At 59.5% G+C, this 15,711-nt stretch carries 15 protein-coding genes; 12 read left to right on the top strand and 3 right to left on the bottom strand.

Going from position 1 to position 15,711, the window contains the following annotated elements:
* Window positions 1–681: proton-conducting transporter membrane subunit (locus B3Q33_RS05930; protein ID WP_286827185.1), on the bottom strand; the 681-nt coding region annotated here is incomplete at its 3' end.
* Window positions 682–1,057: 376 nt separating this feature from the next.
* Between B3Q33_RS05930 and B3Q33_RS05925 the strand changes: the two genes are divergently transcribed.
* Genes B3Q33_RS05925 through B3Q33_RS05900 form a run of 6 tightly spaced genes read left to right on the top strand, consistent with a single transcriptional unit; the run spans window position 1,058 to window position 6,776 of the window.
* Window positions 1,058–3,850, top strand: coding sequence for a monovalent cation/H+ antiporter subunit A (locus B3Q33_RS05925; protein ID WP_273010107.1), 2,793 nt, complete (start codon window positions 1,058–1,060; stop codon window positions 3,848–3,850).
* On the top strand, window positions 3,850–4,185 hold the full coding sequence (locus B3Q33_RS05920) for a Na+/H+ antiporter subunit C (RefSeq protein WP_035245987.1): 336 nt from the start codon (window positions 3,850–3,852) through the stop codon (window positions 4,183–4,185). Before B3Q33_RS05925 ends, B3Q33_RS05920 begins: the two co-directional genes overlap by 1 nt.
* Window positions 4,182–5,663 carry a monovalent cation/H+ antiporter subunit D gene (locus B3Q33_RS05915; RefSeq protein ID WP_272962500.1) on the top strand — a complete coding sequence of 494 codons (1,482 nt, stop codon included), beginning with the start codon at window positions 4,182–4,184 and terminating at the stop codon, window positions 5,661–5,663. The genes B3Q33_RS05920 and B3Q33_RS05915 overlap by 4 nt, the downstream gene beginning before the upstream one ends.
* Window positions 5,660–6,145 carry a Na+/H+ antiporter subunit E gene (locus B3Q33_RS05910; protein ID WP_035245989.1) on the top strand — a complete coding sequence of 162 codons (486 nt, stop codon included), beginning with the start codon at window positions 5,660–5,662 and terminating at the stop codon, window positions 6,143–6,145. The genes B3Q33_RS05915 and B3Q33_RS05910 overlap by 4 nt, the downstream gene beginning before the upstream one ends.
* Entirely contained in the window at window positions 6,139–6,408 is a 270-nt protein-coding gene (locus B3Q33_RS05905) for a K+/H+ antiporter subunit F (protein ID WP_035245990.1), read from the top strand. The genes B3Q33_RS05910 and B3Q33_RS05905 overlap by 7 nt, the downstream gene beginning before the upstream one ends.
* 35 nt (window positions 6,409–6,443) lie before the next feature.
* Window positions 6,444–6,776, top strand: coding sequence for a Na+/H+ antiporter subunit G (locus tag B3Q33_RS05900; RefSeq protein ID WP_035245991.1), 333 nt, complete (start codon window positions 6,444–6,446; stop codon window positions 6,774–6,776).
* Between the two features lie 1,069 nt (window positions 6,777–7,845).
* On the opposite strand, the gene yihA is transcribed toward B3Q33_RS05900, so the two are convergent.
* The gene (yihA, locus tag B3Q33_RS05895) at window positions 7,846–8,478 is read right to left on the bottom strand and encodes a ribosome biogenesis GTP-binding protein YihA/YsxC (protein ID WP_272962502.1); all 633 of its coding nucleotides are present in this window, start codon (window positions 8,476–8,478) and stop codon (window positions 7,846–7,848) included.
* A gap of 169 nt (window positions 8,479–8,647) precedes the next feature.
* Here yihA and B3Q33_RS05890 point away from each other — a divergent pair, with 169 nt between their 5' ends.
* The 6 genes from B3Q33_RS05890 to B3Q33_RS05865 all read left to right on the top strand — a co-directional run bounded on the left by B3Q33_RS05890 (window position 8,648) and on the right by B3Q33_RS05865 (window position 13,854).
* A complete protein-coding gene (locus B3Q33_RS05890; RefSeq protein ID WP_035245993.1) occupies window positions 8,648–8,941 on the top strand; it encodes a c-type cytochrome in 294 nt (97 codons plus the stop codon).
* Between the two features lie 23 nt (window positions 8,942–8,964).
* The gene (locus B3Q33_RS05885) at window positions 8,965–9,606 is read left to right on the top strand and encodes a c-type cytochrome (RefSeq protein ID WP_272962503.1); all 642 of its coding nucleotides are present in this window, start codon (window positions 8,965–8,967) and stop codon (window positions 9,604–9,606) included.
* Window positions 9,607–9,780: 174 nt separating this feature from the next.
* Window positions 9,781–10,416: a thiol:disulfide interchange protein DsbA/DsbL gene (locus B3Q33_RS05880; RefSeq protein WP_272962504.1), complete on the top strand. Its 636-nt coding sequence runs from the start codon at window positions 9,781–9,783 to the stop codon at window positions 10,414–10,416.
* 11 nt (window positions 10,417–10,427) lie between these two features.
* Window positions 10,428–11,330 (top strand): endonuclease/exonuclease/phosphatase family protein, encoded by a 903-nt coding sequence (locus B3Q33_RS05875; RefSeq protein WP_272962505.1) that lies wholly within the window; start codon window positions 10,428–10,430, stop codon window positions 11,328–11,330.
* Between the two features lie 171 nt (window positions 11,331–11,501).
* Complete coding sequence (locus tag B3Q33_RS05870) at window positions 11,502–11,999, top strand: NUDIX hydrolase (protein WP_272962506.1); 498 nt, start codon at window positions 11,502–11,504, stop codon at window positions 11,997–11,999.
* A 160-nt stretch (window positions 12,000–12,159) separates the two neighbouring features.
* The gene (locus B3Q33_RS05865) at window positions 12,160–13,854 is read left to right on the top strand and encodes an alpha/beta fold hydrolase (protein WP_272962507.1); all 1,695 of its coding nucleotides are present in this window, start codon (window positions 12,160–12,162) and stop codon (window positions 13,852–13,854) included.
* A gap of 23 nt (window positions 13,855–13,877) precedes the next feature.
* On the opposite strand, the gene B3Q33_RS05860 is transcribed toward B3Q33_RS05865, so the two are convergent.
* Window positions 13,878–15,560: an alpha/beta fold hydrolase gene (locus B3Q33_RS05860; RefSeq protein ID WP_272962508.1), complete on the bottom strand. Its 1,683-nt coding sequence runs from the start codon at window positions 15,558–15,560 to the stop codon at window positions 13,878–13,880.
* Window positions 15,561–15,711 lie beyond the last annotated feature (151 nt).

Genomic DNA, 15,711 nt, shown 5'->3' with positions numbered 1-15,711 from the left:
CCAGAAGTGGAACGGGAACTGGGCGCTCTTGGTGAAGGCGCCGAGGACGATCAATACCAGTGTCAGCCCGTAGAGCGGGTGGGCGGTGATGGTGTCGCCTCGGGTAATCAGTACTGACAACTCATAGCTGCCGCCGATCTGCCCCAGCAAAATAAAGCCGGTCATCAAGGCCAGCCCGCCGCCCACGGTGACGATTAGGCCTTGCAGTGCCTTGGCCCGGGCGTTGGCGTCTTCGTGGTTGAAGCCGATCAGCAGATAGGAGGTGATGCTGGTGAGTTCCCAGAACACGAACAGCACGATCAGGTTGTCGCTGAGCACCACGCCGAGCATGGAGGCCATGAAGCACAGCAGCAGCACATACAGCCGGGGCAGGTCCCGGTGGTCTTCCAGGTAGCGACCGGCATAGATGAAGATCAGCGCGCCGATGGCGCAGATCATCAGGGCAAACAACAGTGACAGGCCGTCGAGCATGAAGCTCAGCGGCATGGCCAGCGCAGGGACCCAGTCGATGTGGCTAAGCAGGGGGCCTTGCTGGGTGACGGGTAGCCATTGCTGGAGAAAATACAGCGTCAGCCCGGCGGGGAGCAGGGCGAGAAGCCAGCCACTGTAACGGGGGAAAAGCCGATGCAGGGCGGGGGCCAGGGGTGCGAGCAGAAATCCGGACAAGATGCCTGTCAGCATGGCGCTCCGTTCTCAGTGGCCCGCTTTCGCGGAAGATGGCACCGCCGTAAAGCGATGATTAACTTGGAATTATCCTACGCATGATGTGAAAACTCAGGCAAGGTAAAGTTCCGTTTTGAAGCGAAAAAAGCGGCTTGTTACTACTTATTTAAGAGCGCTGATTAGTGTAAAAAAATATGCATATATTTTTGCATGGGCAGATAAATGCCATCCCCGGCTCATTGCTGACCCGGATGGTCGTCGGTTTCTCGTTGTCTTGTTTGTTCGCTGTTACCGAAGCGCCACGGTGGGATTCTTGCAAGGGAAAGGGGGCATGGCATACTTGCCGGGCTTTGCTGCCTGCTGGTAGCACAAGGATTGTTATTCAAGAGAGCACATGATGTTGCCTGCGATTGTTCTGCTGCCTCTTTTGGCGGCGCTACTACCCATGTTTACCCGCCACCTGGGGCGCCGTTGGTGCGCCTTGCTGGTGGCCCTGCCGGTGGTGGCCGCCCTGGGCCTGTTGGCCCAGGCGTCCTTGCCGATTTGGGAAGGGGGGATGCAGCAGTGGTCCATGGCCTGGCTGCCGTCGCTGGGGTTGAACCTGGCCCTGCGCCTGGATGGCCTGGCGTTGCTGTTCTGCGTGTTGATTCTGGGTATCGGGTTGCTGGTGGTGGTGTATGCCCACTATTACTTGCCGGCCAAGGATGACGGCGGCCGCTTCTACACTCTGCTGCTGCTGTTCATGTTCAGCATGCTGGGGGTGGTGACCAGCGACAACCTGCTGTTTCTGGTGTTTTTCTGGGAGCTGACCAGCCTTAGCTCGTTTTTGCTGATCAGCTATAAGCAATACGACAGTGCCGCGCGCAAGGGCGCCCGGATGGCGCTGACGGTCACCGGCATGGGCGGCCTGGCGCTGCTGGCCGGGGTGCTGCTGATCGGCCATGTGGTGGGCAGCTTCTCGTTGAGCACGGTGCTGGAGAACGGCGCCCTGGTGCAGCAGCATGCCCTGTACCCGGTGATTCTCTGCCTGGTGTTGCTGGGAGCGTTCACCAAGAGTGCCCAGTTCCCGTTCCACTTCTGGTTGCCCCATGCCATGGCCGCGCCCACGCCGGTGAGTGCCTACCTGCATTCGGCTACCATGGTGAAGGCCGGCATCTTCCTGCTGGCGCGTTTCTACCCGGTGCTGGCGGGGACGGACCTGTGGTTCTATCTGGTCACTACCGCCGGTATGGCCACCCTGCTGTGGGGCGCGGTATGGGCCCTTTTCCAGCACGATCTGAAAGGGTTGCTGGCGTTTTCCACCATCAGCCACCTGGGGTTGATCACCCTGCTATTCGGCCTCAATTCGCCGCTGGCGGCGGTGGCCGGGGTGTTCCATATCATCAACCACGCCACCTTCAAGGCGGGGTTGTTCATGGCTGCCGGGATCATCGATCAGCAGACCGGCACCCGCGACATGCGCCGTATCAACGGGCTGTGGAAGTACATGCCCTACACGGCGGTGCTGGCCATGGTGGCGTCGGCGGCCATGGCCGGGGTGCCGTTGCTGAACGGTTTCCTGTCCAAGGAAATGTTCTTTACTGAAACCCTGCAGTCCGACCAGCTGGGTGCCATGAGCTGGTTGTTGCCGCTGGGCGCCACCCTGGGCGGGGTGTTCTCGGTGGCCTACTCGGCGCGCTTTATCCACGATGTGTTCTTCAATGGCGAGCCGGTGAATCTGCCCAAGTTTCCGCCCCAGGAACCGCCCCGTTACATGAAGATTCCGGTGGAAATCCTGGTGGCCCTGTGTGTGGCGGTAGGGGTGTTCCCGGCGATTACCGTGGCGGCACTGCTGGCGGTGGCGGCCACTGCCACCCTGGGCGGTACCCTGCCCGAGTATCACCTGGCGGTGTGGCACGGGCTCAATATTCCGCTGTTGATGAGTGTTATCGCCTTGGTCGGGGGTATCGCAGTGTATGCCTGCCGCCGTCGACTGTTTACCTGGTATGCACGCTTGCCGGAGATTGATGCCAAGCGGGTGTTCGAAGGCCGTATTCAGGCCGTGGTGCGACTGACCGCTGGCGTGACCCGGCGATTGCAGACCGGGTCCCTGCAGGGGTATCTGGCCTGGGTGCTGGCGCTGGTGGCGGCGGTGCTGGTATGGCAGTTGCCCAACCTGACCAGCTTCACCGGCGAGCGCGCCATGCTGCCGGTGGACGGGGTGTCGGTGCTCTGTGCCTTGATGCTGATTGCTGCGGCCTTGCTGACCACGGTGCTGCATCGCCAGCGGATGATGGCGATTATCTGCCTGAGCGTGGTGGGGCTGATTGTGTCGCTGATCTTCGTGCGCTTTTCAGCGCCGGATCTGGCCCTGACCCAGCTTTCTGTTGAAGTGGTCAGCGTGTTGTTGTTGATGCTGGCCATGTACTTTTTGCCGGCGCGGGCCCAGGCCGATTCCAACCCCCTGCGGGTGAGCCGTGATGCGGTGCTGGCGGTGCTGATCGGCACTGGCGTGGCCGTGGTCGCCTTGCTGGTGATGACCACCGACACCGCCACCATCAGCCCATTCTTCCTGGAGAACAGTGTGCCCGGTGGTGGCGGCACCAATGTGGTGAACGTGATCCTGGTGGATTTCCGCGGCTTTGATACCTTTGGCGAGATTACTGTGCTGGGTATTGCGGCTCTGGGCATCTACGCCCTGCTCAGTGATCTGAAACTGGCGTCGGCCAAGTACGATCCCTTCGGCCGACCCTGGGCCCATGACGCTCACCCGCTGGTGCTGGTGACCCTGTCGCGGCCGCTGTTGCCGCTGGCGCTGATGATCGCGGTGTATATTTTCCTGCGCGGCCACAACCTGCCCGGCGGCGGCTTTGTGGCGGGGCTGATTACCTCGGTGGCCTTGCTGCTGCAGTACGTGGCGTCCGGGGTTACCTGGGTGCACAAACGCATCCCCGGCGATTACCACCCTCTGGTGGCCCTGGGTGTATTGCTGGCCGGACTGACCGGGGTGGGCAGCTGGGTCTTCGGTGCGCCTTTCCTGACCAGCACCTTTACCCACGTGCACCTGCCACTGATCGGCGACTTTGAGCTGGCCAGTGCCATGCTGTTTGATACCGGCGTGTTCCTCACCGTGGTGGGCGCCACCCTGCTGATACTGGCCAACCTGGGCAAGCTGTCGATGCTGGATGACAAGAAGGAGACCACCTGATGGAATTGTTAGTGGCGCTGATTATCGGCGTGCTGGTGGCCACCGGCGTATACCTGTGCCTGCGTGCGCGCACCTTTTCGGTGGTGCTGGGGCTGACCCTGCTGGGTTATGGCGTGAATGTGTTCCTGTTTTCCATGGGCGGCCTGAAGATCAACCAGGTGGCGGTAGTGGGCGCCAGTGCCGACCCCACCGACCCGTTGACCCAGGCGCTGGTGCTCACCGCCATCGTGATCGGTTTCGCCATGACCGCCTTCCTGGTGGTGCTGGCCCTGCGCAGCCAGGGGGAGCAACACAGTGACCATGTGGATGGTCAGGACGGGGAGCAACGTTCATGACGCACTGGATTATTGCGCCTATTCTGATTCCGGCACTGGCCGGGTTGCTGCTGTTGCTGGAGGTCCGCGAGCGGCAGCAGCTGCGGCGGGTGACCGGTCTGCTCTCCTGTGTCGCGCTGATACCGGTGGCGCTGGTGCTGTGGCAGCAGGCGGCCCAGGGTGACGTGGGGGTGTACCAGCTGGGTAACTGGCAGGCGCCGTTCGGCATCGTGCTGGTGCTGGACCAGCTCAGTGCCATGATGTTGCTGCTGACCGCCGTGCTGGCGTTGCCGGCGCTGTTGTATGGCTGTGCCGGTGATGATCGCCGCGGGCCCAACTTCCATTCCCTGTTTCAGTTTCAGTTGATGGGCATCAACGGGGCTTTCCTCACCGGTGACCTGTTCAACCTGTTCGTGTTTTTCGAGGTATTGCTGATCGCCTCCTACGGGCTGGCACTGCATGGCCGTGGCCCGGAGCGGGTGAAAGCGGGCCTGCATTATGTGGTGCTGAACCTGGCGGGTTCGGCCCTGTTCCTGATTGCCCTGGGGTTGATCTACGGTACCACCGGCACTCTCAACATGGCCGACTTTGCGGTCAAGGCCCAGGCGCTGGAGGGTAGTGACCAGATCCTTCTGACCGTGGCGGTGTTGTTGCTGTGGGTGGTGTTCGGGCTGAAGGCGGCACTGTTCCCGCTGTATTTCTGGCTGCCGGCTGCCTATGCCAATGCCACCGCGCCGGTGGCGGCGTTGTTTGCCATCATGACCAAGGTGGGCATCTACGCCATCCTGCGCATGCAGGCACTGGCCTTCAGTGACGGGCCGCTGGCCGGGCTGGGGGCCGACCTGCTCTGGTGGCTGGCGCTGGTCACCCTGGCGCTGGCGGCTATCGGTGCCCTGGCGGCGCAACGGCTGGGTGGGCTGGTTGCCTACCTGGTAGTCATGTCGGTGGGGACCCTGGTGGCGGCGCTGAGTCTGGGGGACCCGAAGGTTGTCGGCCCCGCGCTCTATTACCTGATTCATTCCACCCTGATCTGCGCGGCCCTGTTCCTGCTCTGTGATCTGCTGCGCCGCTCCCGGGGTGACAGTGATGACCGGCTGGAATCCGGTCCGCCACTGGCCCATGGCAACTGGCTGGGCGCGGCCTTTTTTGCCGCTGCCGTGGCGGTGGTGGGGCTGCCGCCGCTGTCCGGTTTTGTCGGCAAGGTGGCCTTGTTGCAGGCGGTGCCCAGCGCGCCGTATTGGGTATTGCTGCTGCTGGCGGGGCTGGCTGGCCTGGTAGGCCTGAGCCGGGCTGGGTCCACCCTGTTCTGGCGAGTGCACGGCGACGTGGTCAGCAAGAAACTGGGGCGCCGTCGGGTGATCCCCATGCTGGCCCTGTTGCTGGCCAGCCCGCTGCTGACCGTAGCTGCGGAGCCGCTATTGCAGTTATGCGGTGGAGTGGCCGAGCAATTGGCTGACCAGACGATTTATATCCGGGCAGTACTGGGAGGTGCATCATGAAGCGCTTGCTTCCCTATCCCAGTCTGACACTGGTGCTGTGGCTGACCTGGCTGCTGCTCAATGGCTTCAGTGTGGGCCATGCCCTGTTGGGGCTGATTCTGGCGGTGGTGTTGCCGCTGGGGACCCGGCCTTTCTGGCCACAGGTGCCGCTGGTTCGTGATCGTATGGGCCTGCTGCGTTTCGTGCTGCGGGTGGCCAAGGATATTTTGCTGGCCAACCTGGCGGTGGCCCTGAAGGTGTTGGGGCCGGTGAAGGATCTGCAGCCCGGTTTTGTGGAGGTGCCACTGGACCTGCGCGACAGCTTTGCCATTACCGTGCTTACCAGTACGGTGTCGCTGACCCCGGGGACAGTGTCCGCCGATGTCAGCGAGGACCGCACCCGGTTGCTGGTGCATGCCCTGCACGTGGAAGATCCGCAGGCCCTGGTGGCGGAAATCAAGCAGCGCTACGAAGGGCCGATCAAGGAGATTTTCGAATGCTAGAAAGTGCCATCTCGTTGACGTTTGGCCTGCTGACGGTGGCCTGGGTGTTGAACCTGTATCGGCTGGTGATCGGCCCCTCCCTGCCGGACCGGGTGCTGGCCCTGGATACCATGTACATCAACAGCATTGCCCTGATCGTGGTGTACGGCATCCAGGTGGACAGCAAGCTGTATTTCGAGGCTGCCATGCTGATTGCCCTGATCGGCTTTGTCAGCACCGTGGCGGTGGCCAAGTACATTACCCGCGGCGACATCATTGAATAATGCCTGGCACCTGGTGTCAGGCAAGTGGAGCTTTTATGGACGTCTTGATTGAATGGCTGGTGGCGATTTTTGTGGTGGTGGGCGGCATTTTTGCGCTGATCGGGTCCATCGGTCTGGCGCGGTTGCCGGATTTCTACACCCGCCTGCACGGTCCTACCAAGGCCACTACCCTGGGAGTGGGCGGCACCATCATTGCGTCACTGCTGTTTTTTTCCTGGCAGGAGCGCGGCCTGCAACTCCATGAGGTGCTGATCACCCTGTTCCTGTTCATCACCGCGCCGGTGTCTGCGCACATGCTGGCCAAGGCGGCTATGCACCGGGATCTGAAACGGATGAAGGGTACGCGCGGGGAGCCGTGGAAGCAGTAAGGGAGCTTCTAGCTGCGAGGCGCATGCCGTGGGAGCGTCGTTGGCGGCGCGGAACCGGAACGCAGGGTGCACGCAGTGCATAAACCCAAAATCTGAAAACACGGATTTACCACAGAGGGCACAGAGTTCACCGAGGAAAAGACTGATTTTCTCTGTGCCCTCTGTGGTAGATGCCTTTTTCTTTTGACGTTGGCGAATCGCGCCGCCAGCGACGCTCCTACGGAGGAGTTGTTGGAGTGGATCGTAAAATCTGTAAAAGATAAAACCGCCTGGAACTTTCCGAAAAAAGCGGCGGTCCTAATCAATAGCTACGGATTGGCACCCCCCGATCCCCCAGTACCCTCGCTGATCCGTAGCATTTTGGACTCCCCAATCTCTCCCCAGAGATTGGGGCGGCAAGCCTCCCTGGCAGCACAGTCGTTCCCTTCCCCCAAGATTGCTGCCAGGGATTTTTTTTGCCTGCCGTTTGTGCTGGCAGGCCTCAGCAAACTGCAAAATCTTCGCGTTTTTATCTCAGCTTGCTGGCTCTCATCCAGTATCAAGCAATCGTTGTGCCAGATTTCCCCGTGTGGTTATTACTGCTTCTTGATCAGTGAGATAGGACATTTTTTCAGCGTTCATCCGGGTGTTCGTGGCGCACCGTGGTGGGACTGGAGTGCCCTTTAGCGCCAGTTTTGTGACGCACATCGACAGTCGGGCAAAAAAAGGGGATGAAGGGCTGGAACTTTTTCCAGAAAACGGCAGTCTCTATAAGTGCGACGGGCTGGAACCCCCGATCCCCCAGTACCCTCACCGGTCCGTCGTGTTTTACCCCGGCCCTCTTCCCCCAAAGAGACCGGGGTGGCAAGCCTCCCCGGCAGCAAGTCGTTCCCTTCCCCCAAGAATTGCTGCCGGGGATTTTTTTGCCTGGAAGAAAGTGGCGAGGTACGGGTACCGAGTTGCGAAAACCTTTCAGAATCCCCAATGCTTCGTTAACACCGCTTGCCTGCAAGCCATTGGGCATTTTCCAGAGGCCCAGGGCGTCAGTAGGCCGGCTGCCACAGAGGCAGGTTTCGAAACTCGCGACTCGTCACTCGCTCCGATCAGGTGCTGCTATCTCCAGCCATTCCCCCAGTTTCTCCCAGGCGTCATCGCAGCCGGTACCGTTGGTGGCGGAAAATAATTGCAGCGATAGGGGTGCGGGGTGTCCCTTGAGCTGGCTTTGCACCTTCAGCAGGGTGGATTTGGCCGCGCCAAACTTCAGTTTGTCGGCCTTGGTCATCAGGATATGGATGGGCATGTTCGCCTGGGCGGCCCATTCCAGCATCATCAGATCGAAATCCTTGAGCGGATGGCGGATGTCCATCATCAATACCAGCCCCACCAGCACTTGGCGTTCGGTCAGATAGTGGTCCAGGTGCTCCTGCCATTCGTTACGTTTGCTTTTGGCGACTTTGGCATAGCCGTAGCCGGGCAGGTCCACCAGCCGGCGCTCGTCGTCCAGGGAAAAGAAGTTGATCAGCTGGGTGCGCCCCGGGGTTTTGGATGTCCGCGCCAGGGATCTCTGGCCGGTGAGGCGGTTGATGGCGCTGGATTTGCCGGCGTTGGAGCGGCCGGCAAAGGCCACCTCCCGGCCCTCGTCAGGCGGGCACTGGTCCAGGCGCTGGGCACTTTGCAGGAAACTGGCCTGATGGAGCAGGATCTCTGCTGGATGTTGTGGCATAACCTTACCCTTCACATGGAATATGACGGCGCGTGCCAGACTGGTATATAATCCTGTCCGCCTGACCCTCCTGGCGGTTGCCAGGGCGGTCGACGTTCTACAAGGGTTTGGCGGGAAAGGCAAATCCACACTTCGCCAGCGGTTGACGCCAGCATAGCAGAGGTAGGATATGAAGGGTTTGGTAGCAGGTATTGCATTGATCATGATGGCAGGAGCGGCCAGCGCCGCCACAGTGGAAGAGCGCTATAATAGTAGCTGCACCTTCTGCCATACTTCCGGCGCCGCCGGTGCCCCCAAGGCTCACGATGAAGCCGCCTGGAAGCCGCTGTTGGGCAAAGGGATGGATACCCTGGTGAAGCACGTGAAGGAAGGGTACAACGCCATGCCGCCTAAAGGCATGTGCAACGATTGTAGCGACGACGAATACCGTGCTCTGATTGAGTACATGTCCAAAAGCAAATAAGACGCTGTACGAAAGGATAGGCCATGAAGTTTTTCAAACTGTTCGTGCTGATGGCGGCTGCCGTAGTAGCCAACCCGACTCTGGCTGCAGGTGATGCTGAAGCCGGTGAAGCAAAAGCCGCTACCTGTGCGGCTTGCCACGGCCCCGGCGGTAGCAAGCCGATTGCGGGTAACTATCCGAAGCTGGCGGGTCAGGGTGAAGCCTACCTGGTCAAGCAGCTTCAGGATTACAAGTCCGGTGATCGTGAAAATGCCATTATGGCTGGTCAGGTCGCTAACCTGAGCGAGCAGGATATAGCAGATCTGGGCGCCTATTACGCTTCCCAGGAAGCCGAGGCCGGTCAAGCTGACCCAGACTGGGTCGAGCAAGGCGCCAAGCTGTACCGCGGCGGTGATATGGCCAACGGCCTGCCGTCCTGCTCCGGTTGCCACGGCCCCGCGGGTCAGGGTGTCGATGGCGCCAAATACCCGCACCTGGCTGGCCAGAACGCCCAGTATGTGGAAGACCAGCTGAAGGCTTTCCGTGCTGCTGGCCGTAATGACCTGGGTGATAACGTGGTCAAGCGTACCAATGATCCTGCCAGCATGATGCAGACTGTTGCTGCCAAGATGAGCGACTCCCAGATCAAGGCGGTAGCCAGCTATATTGCGGGTTTGTCCAAATAGAGCTGATTGGTTACGGTTTGTAGAAAAGGCAGCCTGCGGGCTGCCTTTTTCGTTGTTATCATGAAAAGATAAATGGCCCCTCCCTGCGCTGACGGTTTTTTTGCCTGGCCGCGGGAGAAAATAATGATTCCGACGGTCCTACCGTGCGGAGACCAACAATAAGGAGAGGAACCAATGCTTCGCTTTGTGACGGCTTTGCTGATGAGTCTGGGCCTGGCAACCACTGCGGTTGCGGCCGAAGAACATGCCCGTTTTGCTGTGGATACCCACTACAAGATTCTTGATGTGCCTGGCAATGTGAGTGACCCCAGCAAGGTGGAAGTGCGGGAGTTCTTCTCCTATGCCTGCCCCCATTGTTACTCTCTTGAGCCTGCGGTAGATACATGGCTGGAATCCAAGCCGGACTTCATCGATTACGTACGCACGCCGGTGCTGTTTCTGCGTAATGCCGAGCCCTTGGCCCGCGCCTACTATGTGGAAGAAACCCTGGGGCTGACAGAGGAAATCCATGCTCCCCTGTTTGATGCTATTCACAAGCACCGTGAGCCGCTGTTCAATGAGCCGGCGCTGGCCAACTTCTTCCGCAAATACGGCGTAGAGCCGGACAAGTTCAACCGCCTGTACAGCTCCTTCGGTGTGTCCACGAAGGTCCGTCAGGCAGAGGCGCTGACTAAGGAATACAAGATTCCGGGCGTGCCCAACTTTGTGGTGAACGGAAAGTACCTGGTGTTGCGCGAGAACCTGAAGACCCCCGACGAGCTGTTCGAGGTCATCGAGTATCTGGCCAACAAGGAAAAGACTGGCGGTTGATGTAGACCCCTATGCTGCTGGATCGTGCGCGAACCGCCTATCGAGACTGGAAAGCCCGCCCTGCGGGCTTTTCCTTCGCTCGGCAAGGGGTGCGACGCACCCGTCAAACTCGTGAAATCCTCCTTCCTGACACGAGCATCAAGCTGCTCAGCTTCAATATCCAGGCCGGTATCGGTAGCCAGAAGTTTGGCGATTACATCACCGGTAGCTGGAAGCATCTGGTCGCGCACCCGCGTAGCGTAGAAACCATTGAACAGATTGCCGAGGTGCTCAGCCACTTCGATGTGGTGGGTCTGCAGGAGGTGGATGGTGGCAGCCTGCGCTCACGCAACATGAATCAGCTGATGCACCTGGCATCGTTGGGCGACTTTTCCTTCTGGCACCAACAACTCAACCGTAATCTTGGCCGCCTGGGCCAGTTCAGTAATGGCTTTCTCAGCCGTCACCAGCCCTTTGAGGTCAAGGATCACCGGCTACCCGGGCTGCCCGGTCGCGGTGCCATTCTGATCAAGTATGGTCACCCGATACAGCCTCTGGTGGTCGTGGTGGCCCACCTCGCCCTGGGGGAGAAGGTACGCAATACCCAGCTTGCCTACCTGGCCAGGCTGCTTGAAGACTATAAGTATGTGGTGGTGATGGGTGACTTCAATTGCCGCCTGGAGCACCTGGAAGCCTCGCCGCTGGCAAGCCTGGGGCTGCGGACCGTGGAGGCAGACAGCCTCAACACCTATCCGAGCTGGGCCCCGGATCGACATATCGACCACATCCTCCTTTCCCCGGCGCTGCAATGTCGTCACACCCGTGTGCTGGCAGACTGCCTGCTCTCCGACCATCTGCCTCTGGCGACGGAAATTCTGATTCCGGACGAGGTGGTTGCGGCGACGCGGGAGCATCGGTTGCCGCTTATCAGTTAACAATGAACAGTGAATAGTTCGCGATTGAGTTTATGGGTTACTCCAGCCTTTGAGGCCGCGCCACATTATGGGTCGCGGCCTCTTGCGTTGGGGGGGGGGTAGAAAGCGTTGCCCGCTGTTCACTCTTCACTGTTAACTATTGAGTCCCATAACTGGCCCATGGGGAAAAACATGAAGCGAATGCTCTATCTGCTTTGCGTGCTGTTGCCGGGCGCTCTCCTTGCCGATTGCCCCAGGGTGTCTGGCCAGGAAGACGATCGCAGTGCCAATGCGGGCTGCCTGATTCTGAACGAAGACAAAGTGCTGCTGATCACCCACCGCTGGGGTGGCAAGCTGGGGGTGCCCGGCGGCACCCGGCAAGCGGATGAATTGGCACAGTGCACGGCGTATCGGGAAACCCATGAGGAAACCGGGCTGGATGTGACCGTGGGCCGGCGTCTCAAAGTGATGAAAAATGGCTTCCATCTATACGATTGCAAGCTGTCGTGTTCTCCGGGAAAGCTGGATGTGCCCGCTTCTGGTCGCCTGGAAGTGAGGGCGATAGGGTGGTATCGACTGGATGAACTGGACAGGGAGAGCTGGCGTTTCTCATATCAGTTCGAGGACTTTCAGCAATTGCTGCGTGAGCAGGTTGGCTCCAGCGTTGCGTCTTCACGGGGAGGGTGCTGACACTGACAGTGTCGTCACGACAGTAGGGATCCCCTTTTTATGCTGATTGACGATGCGGCTGCGGCCGCCGGATCGGTTTGGTTCACTGGTGACACTCCGCCTGCTCTTCTGTCATGGTGCAGTTGATTTTAATGTCGGGGTGACGACAGGAGGAGGGGGAATGACGGGGTTTTCCACATCGGATCTGGCCTTGCTGTTGTATCAGGCCGCTCAGGATAAAAATCGTTGGCCGGTGTTGGTGGCGGCACTGCAGGAAACAGCCAACCCTTTTGACGACGATGCTATCTACAGGAATCCGGCCGCCAGGCGAGAGTTGCTGGATCAATTGCTGCCTCATATCAGCCAGGCGCTGGACATGGCAGACCGGTTCGAGTCTCAGGCGGTATCACAGAATTTGCTGGATCGGACACTGGAAATGCTGCCGATGGGAGTGGCATTGCTCGATGATGAGTTGAACATCATCATGCTCAACCAGCAGGCCGATCGAACCCTGGCAGAGCATGAAATGCTGGCCAACCATGATGGCCATTTCAAGATCAATAATCGTGAGCAGCATAAACTGCTCCATCATTATATAGAGCGATCTCTCGAGGACGGCAGCAGCCACGCCTTGATGCTGTCACCGGGGAATCCCCGCTCCGTTTCTTTGCTGGTATGCCCTGCGGATCTGGTAAAAGACAGAGACGACAATGATCCCCCCGCCGTGACTCTGTTTTTATCCAATCCGGACTTCCAGTCCTTGATCGACGAGCAAACACTGACCGACCTGTATCGGTTGTCCGCTGCGGAGGCAGAGCTGACTCGTGATCTGATTCATGGTTATGATCTGCGCAGTATTGCCCAGCGCCGTCAGGTCTCGGAGCTGACGGTACGTACCCAGTTGAAATCCATTTTTCGGAAAACAGAAACGGCGCGGCAAGCAGAGTTGGTGTCGTTGGTGCTATCTGGCCTGGCTCCTCTGCGGGGTAGAGAATCTGTCACCGCGAAAGTGGCTGATGACATCGGCGAATCGACGGGGTTACGTTATTGCAAGGGCGCCCACGGGCAGAGGCTGTGTTTTGCGGAGTACGGCGATCCGCAGGGTGTTGCAGTGATGTTCTGTCACAGTGTGCGCGGTTCCCGTCTTGAGGTGCCTGGCGGCGACAGTGTGTTGCGGGACATGCACATCCGGTTAATCATCCCAGAGCGCCCTGGTTATGGTGATTCGGAGGCACTTGACGAACGGACTGTGGATGACCTGGCCGAGGACATGCGGTGCCTGGCCGATCATCTGGAGCTACCGCAATTCCATCTGCTTGGTTACTCGCTGGGTGGCTTCCTGGCCCTGCACTGTGCAGCCCGGTTAGGAGATCGAATCAGCCGTCTGGGGCTGGTTTCCAGCCTGGCGCCACCGGGCAAGGAGGCGGGTAAACCGTTGAAAGGCATGATGCGTCTGGCGGTTGCCCTTGCAGACAAGGCGCCTGGGCTGGCGGAGACCGTGCTGGACCATATGGCGCGCACGATTCTGAAAAACCCTCGCCGCCATTTGGGCTCGTCGGTGGATCGCAAACTGCTCGCCGAACCGGATCACCAGGAGCGTTATTTACTGGCGCTGAGAGAGTCGTGTCGACAGGGCTCCATGGGGTTCGTTCAGGATTTGCAGGCGGTGGCTCGAACGCCGTTACCGGAACCGTCATCACTGGCGTTGCCGGTTTATCTCTGGCATGGCGAACAGGATGGGCAGGTACCTGCTGATCAGGCCATACAGCTTGACCGCTGGTTGACCAACAGCGAGCTGACGCTGCTGCCGGACGGCGGGCATTTTTTTATCTATTCCCGCTGGCCGCAGATTCTGGCCAACTTTGTGGCTGAGTAAGGCAGTGTTGGGATCGGCTGCCCTCAGGCCTGTTGCGTGATGGCTTGTGGTACCGAACCGGCCAGTGCCTCAATAAACTCTCGCCAGCATTCAATCACCGGGTAGCGACCCTGGTCTTTCAGTACATGAAACCGGGCGCCGGGGATCGCCTGGGCCATCAGCCTGGCTGGTTCCAGCTGCACGCTGCGATCCAGGGCGCCGTGCCAGACCAGGGTAGGAATCGCGATGTCCGCCAGCTCGAACCCCCAGGGCCGCAGCACCCGGAGATAGTCATCTATGATCACTCTGGCGCCCTGAAACCAGCGCTGCCGTAATTGCGGCAGGGTGATTGCCTGCACGGCCGGGTCGTTGATCAGGCTGGCGTCCTTGTCATCCAGCACCCGAGAGAAAAAGGAAAAGAATTTTTCCGGAGAGCGGTTCACGCCACGCAGGGCCAGTTTGCCCAGAGCGATGAAGAGCCGTGGATCGCGGTCGACCATTTTCAGCAGACGATTATGCATTGGGTCCAGTTGCCCGGCCTGCATGTATTGCCAGGGCACGATGCTGCCAATGACTCCGACCCGCTCGAACAGTGACGGGTACCTGGCCGCAGCGGCCAGCGCGTAGGGCCCGCCGAAACAGTAGCCGGCCAGAATGGGGCTTTGCAGGTTCAGCCGTTCGCAGAAATAGCGCAGGTCTACCGCGAAATCGACGAAATTGCCGTTCGGGCAGGGGCTGGAAATGCCGAACCCGGGGCGCACTACCACGAGTACCCGTAATCCCTGGGAGACATACCAGTCATGGTGGGGTTCGTGGCAGGGCATATTTCCGGCCTGGTTTTCCATTACCAACAGGGGTTTGCCTTCCGGGCAGCCGTACTCGAACCAGCTCAGTACCCTGTTATCGGGCAGCACCATGAAGCGCTCCTCGCGCCCGTCATGGGTGCGCAGGGACGGTGTAGCAAGCAGTGCATGGCTCATTGCCCGGCTGACCAGGGCGACTTGGCTACTGATGCCGGTCTTGCCCATGATCGATTTAAGCTGGGTGCGTGCAGTGTGTACGCTGACTGAGAGCAACTCGGCACTCTGACCAAGATTACCCACCTTGCAAAGCAGGTGTAGCAAGCGGGCTTCTGCGGGAGAGATGCCGAACAGGTTGGCCAGCGACTGAACTGATGGCGCAGCGACGCTCCGGTCGGCAAAAACCCAGACCACGGTAGTAATTCGCGACACGTCATCGGGTGCATCCGAGCGGAATACCGGCATGCACAGCAGCACCAGTTTTTCCTGTTCCGAGTGCAGCAGCTGGCTGTCGCGGCCCCGTTGTAGGCGAACAACCTGTTGCAGTTGCTGTTTGAGAGTGGGGTCGCTGAGCATCAGCGCGCCGCCATCGGCCATGCGTAGCGGGCCCGAGGCCATGATGCGATCTGCTGCCGAATTGTGTTTTACCACATGTAGCTGGTCATCCAGCATCAGCATGGGCCAGGGTAGACGGTTGGTCATGTCGTTGAGGAGATGGTTCTGGTCTTCCTGGGAATGCATGTGGTTGCTGCTGCGCACGGCACGATCCAGGTGCTGCAGTAGCGATTCCATGGATTCCAGGTCCTGGTTCTCCTGCTGGCACCAGTCGATCATGGGCTCCAGCAGCTCGCCCCAGTCACCCGGCGAGAGAGCTGTTTCGTAGATGCGTCCTATCAGGGCATCCCATTGTTTTCGTTCGGCATCCATGTGAATTCCCCTGTTCCCTCTATGAGAACTGTATCAAATTTTGGGGAAAAGGTTAGGTAGGCCAAGACACCGTGGAATGATTACGGTGTTGGGAATGGTTCGCTCTCTTTCGACTCAGGGTGAGCCTGATCCGAAGGAGAGCGAACGAAGA

Origin of the sequence: Alcanivorax sp. UBA3183 (assembly GCF_002364155.1) — a bacterium.
Lineage (GTDB): Bacteria > Pseudomonadota > Gammaproteobacteria > Pseudomonadales > Alcanivoracaceae > Alcanivorax > Alcanivorax jadensis.
This window is presented reverse-complemented; position numbering and strand designations above follow the sequence as displayed.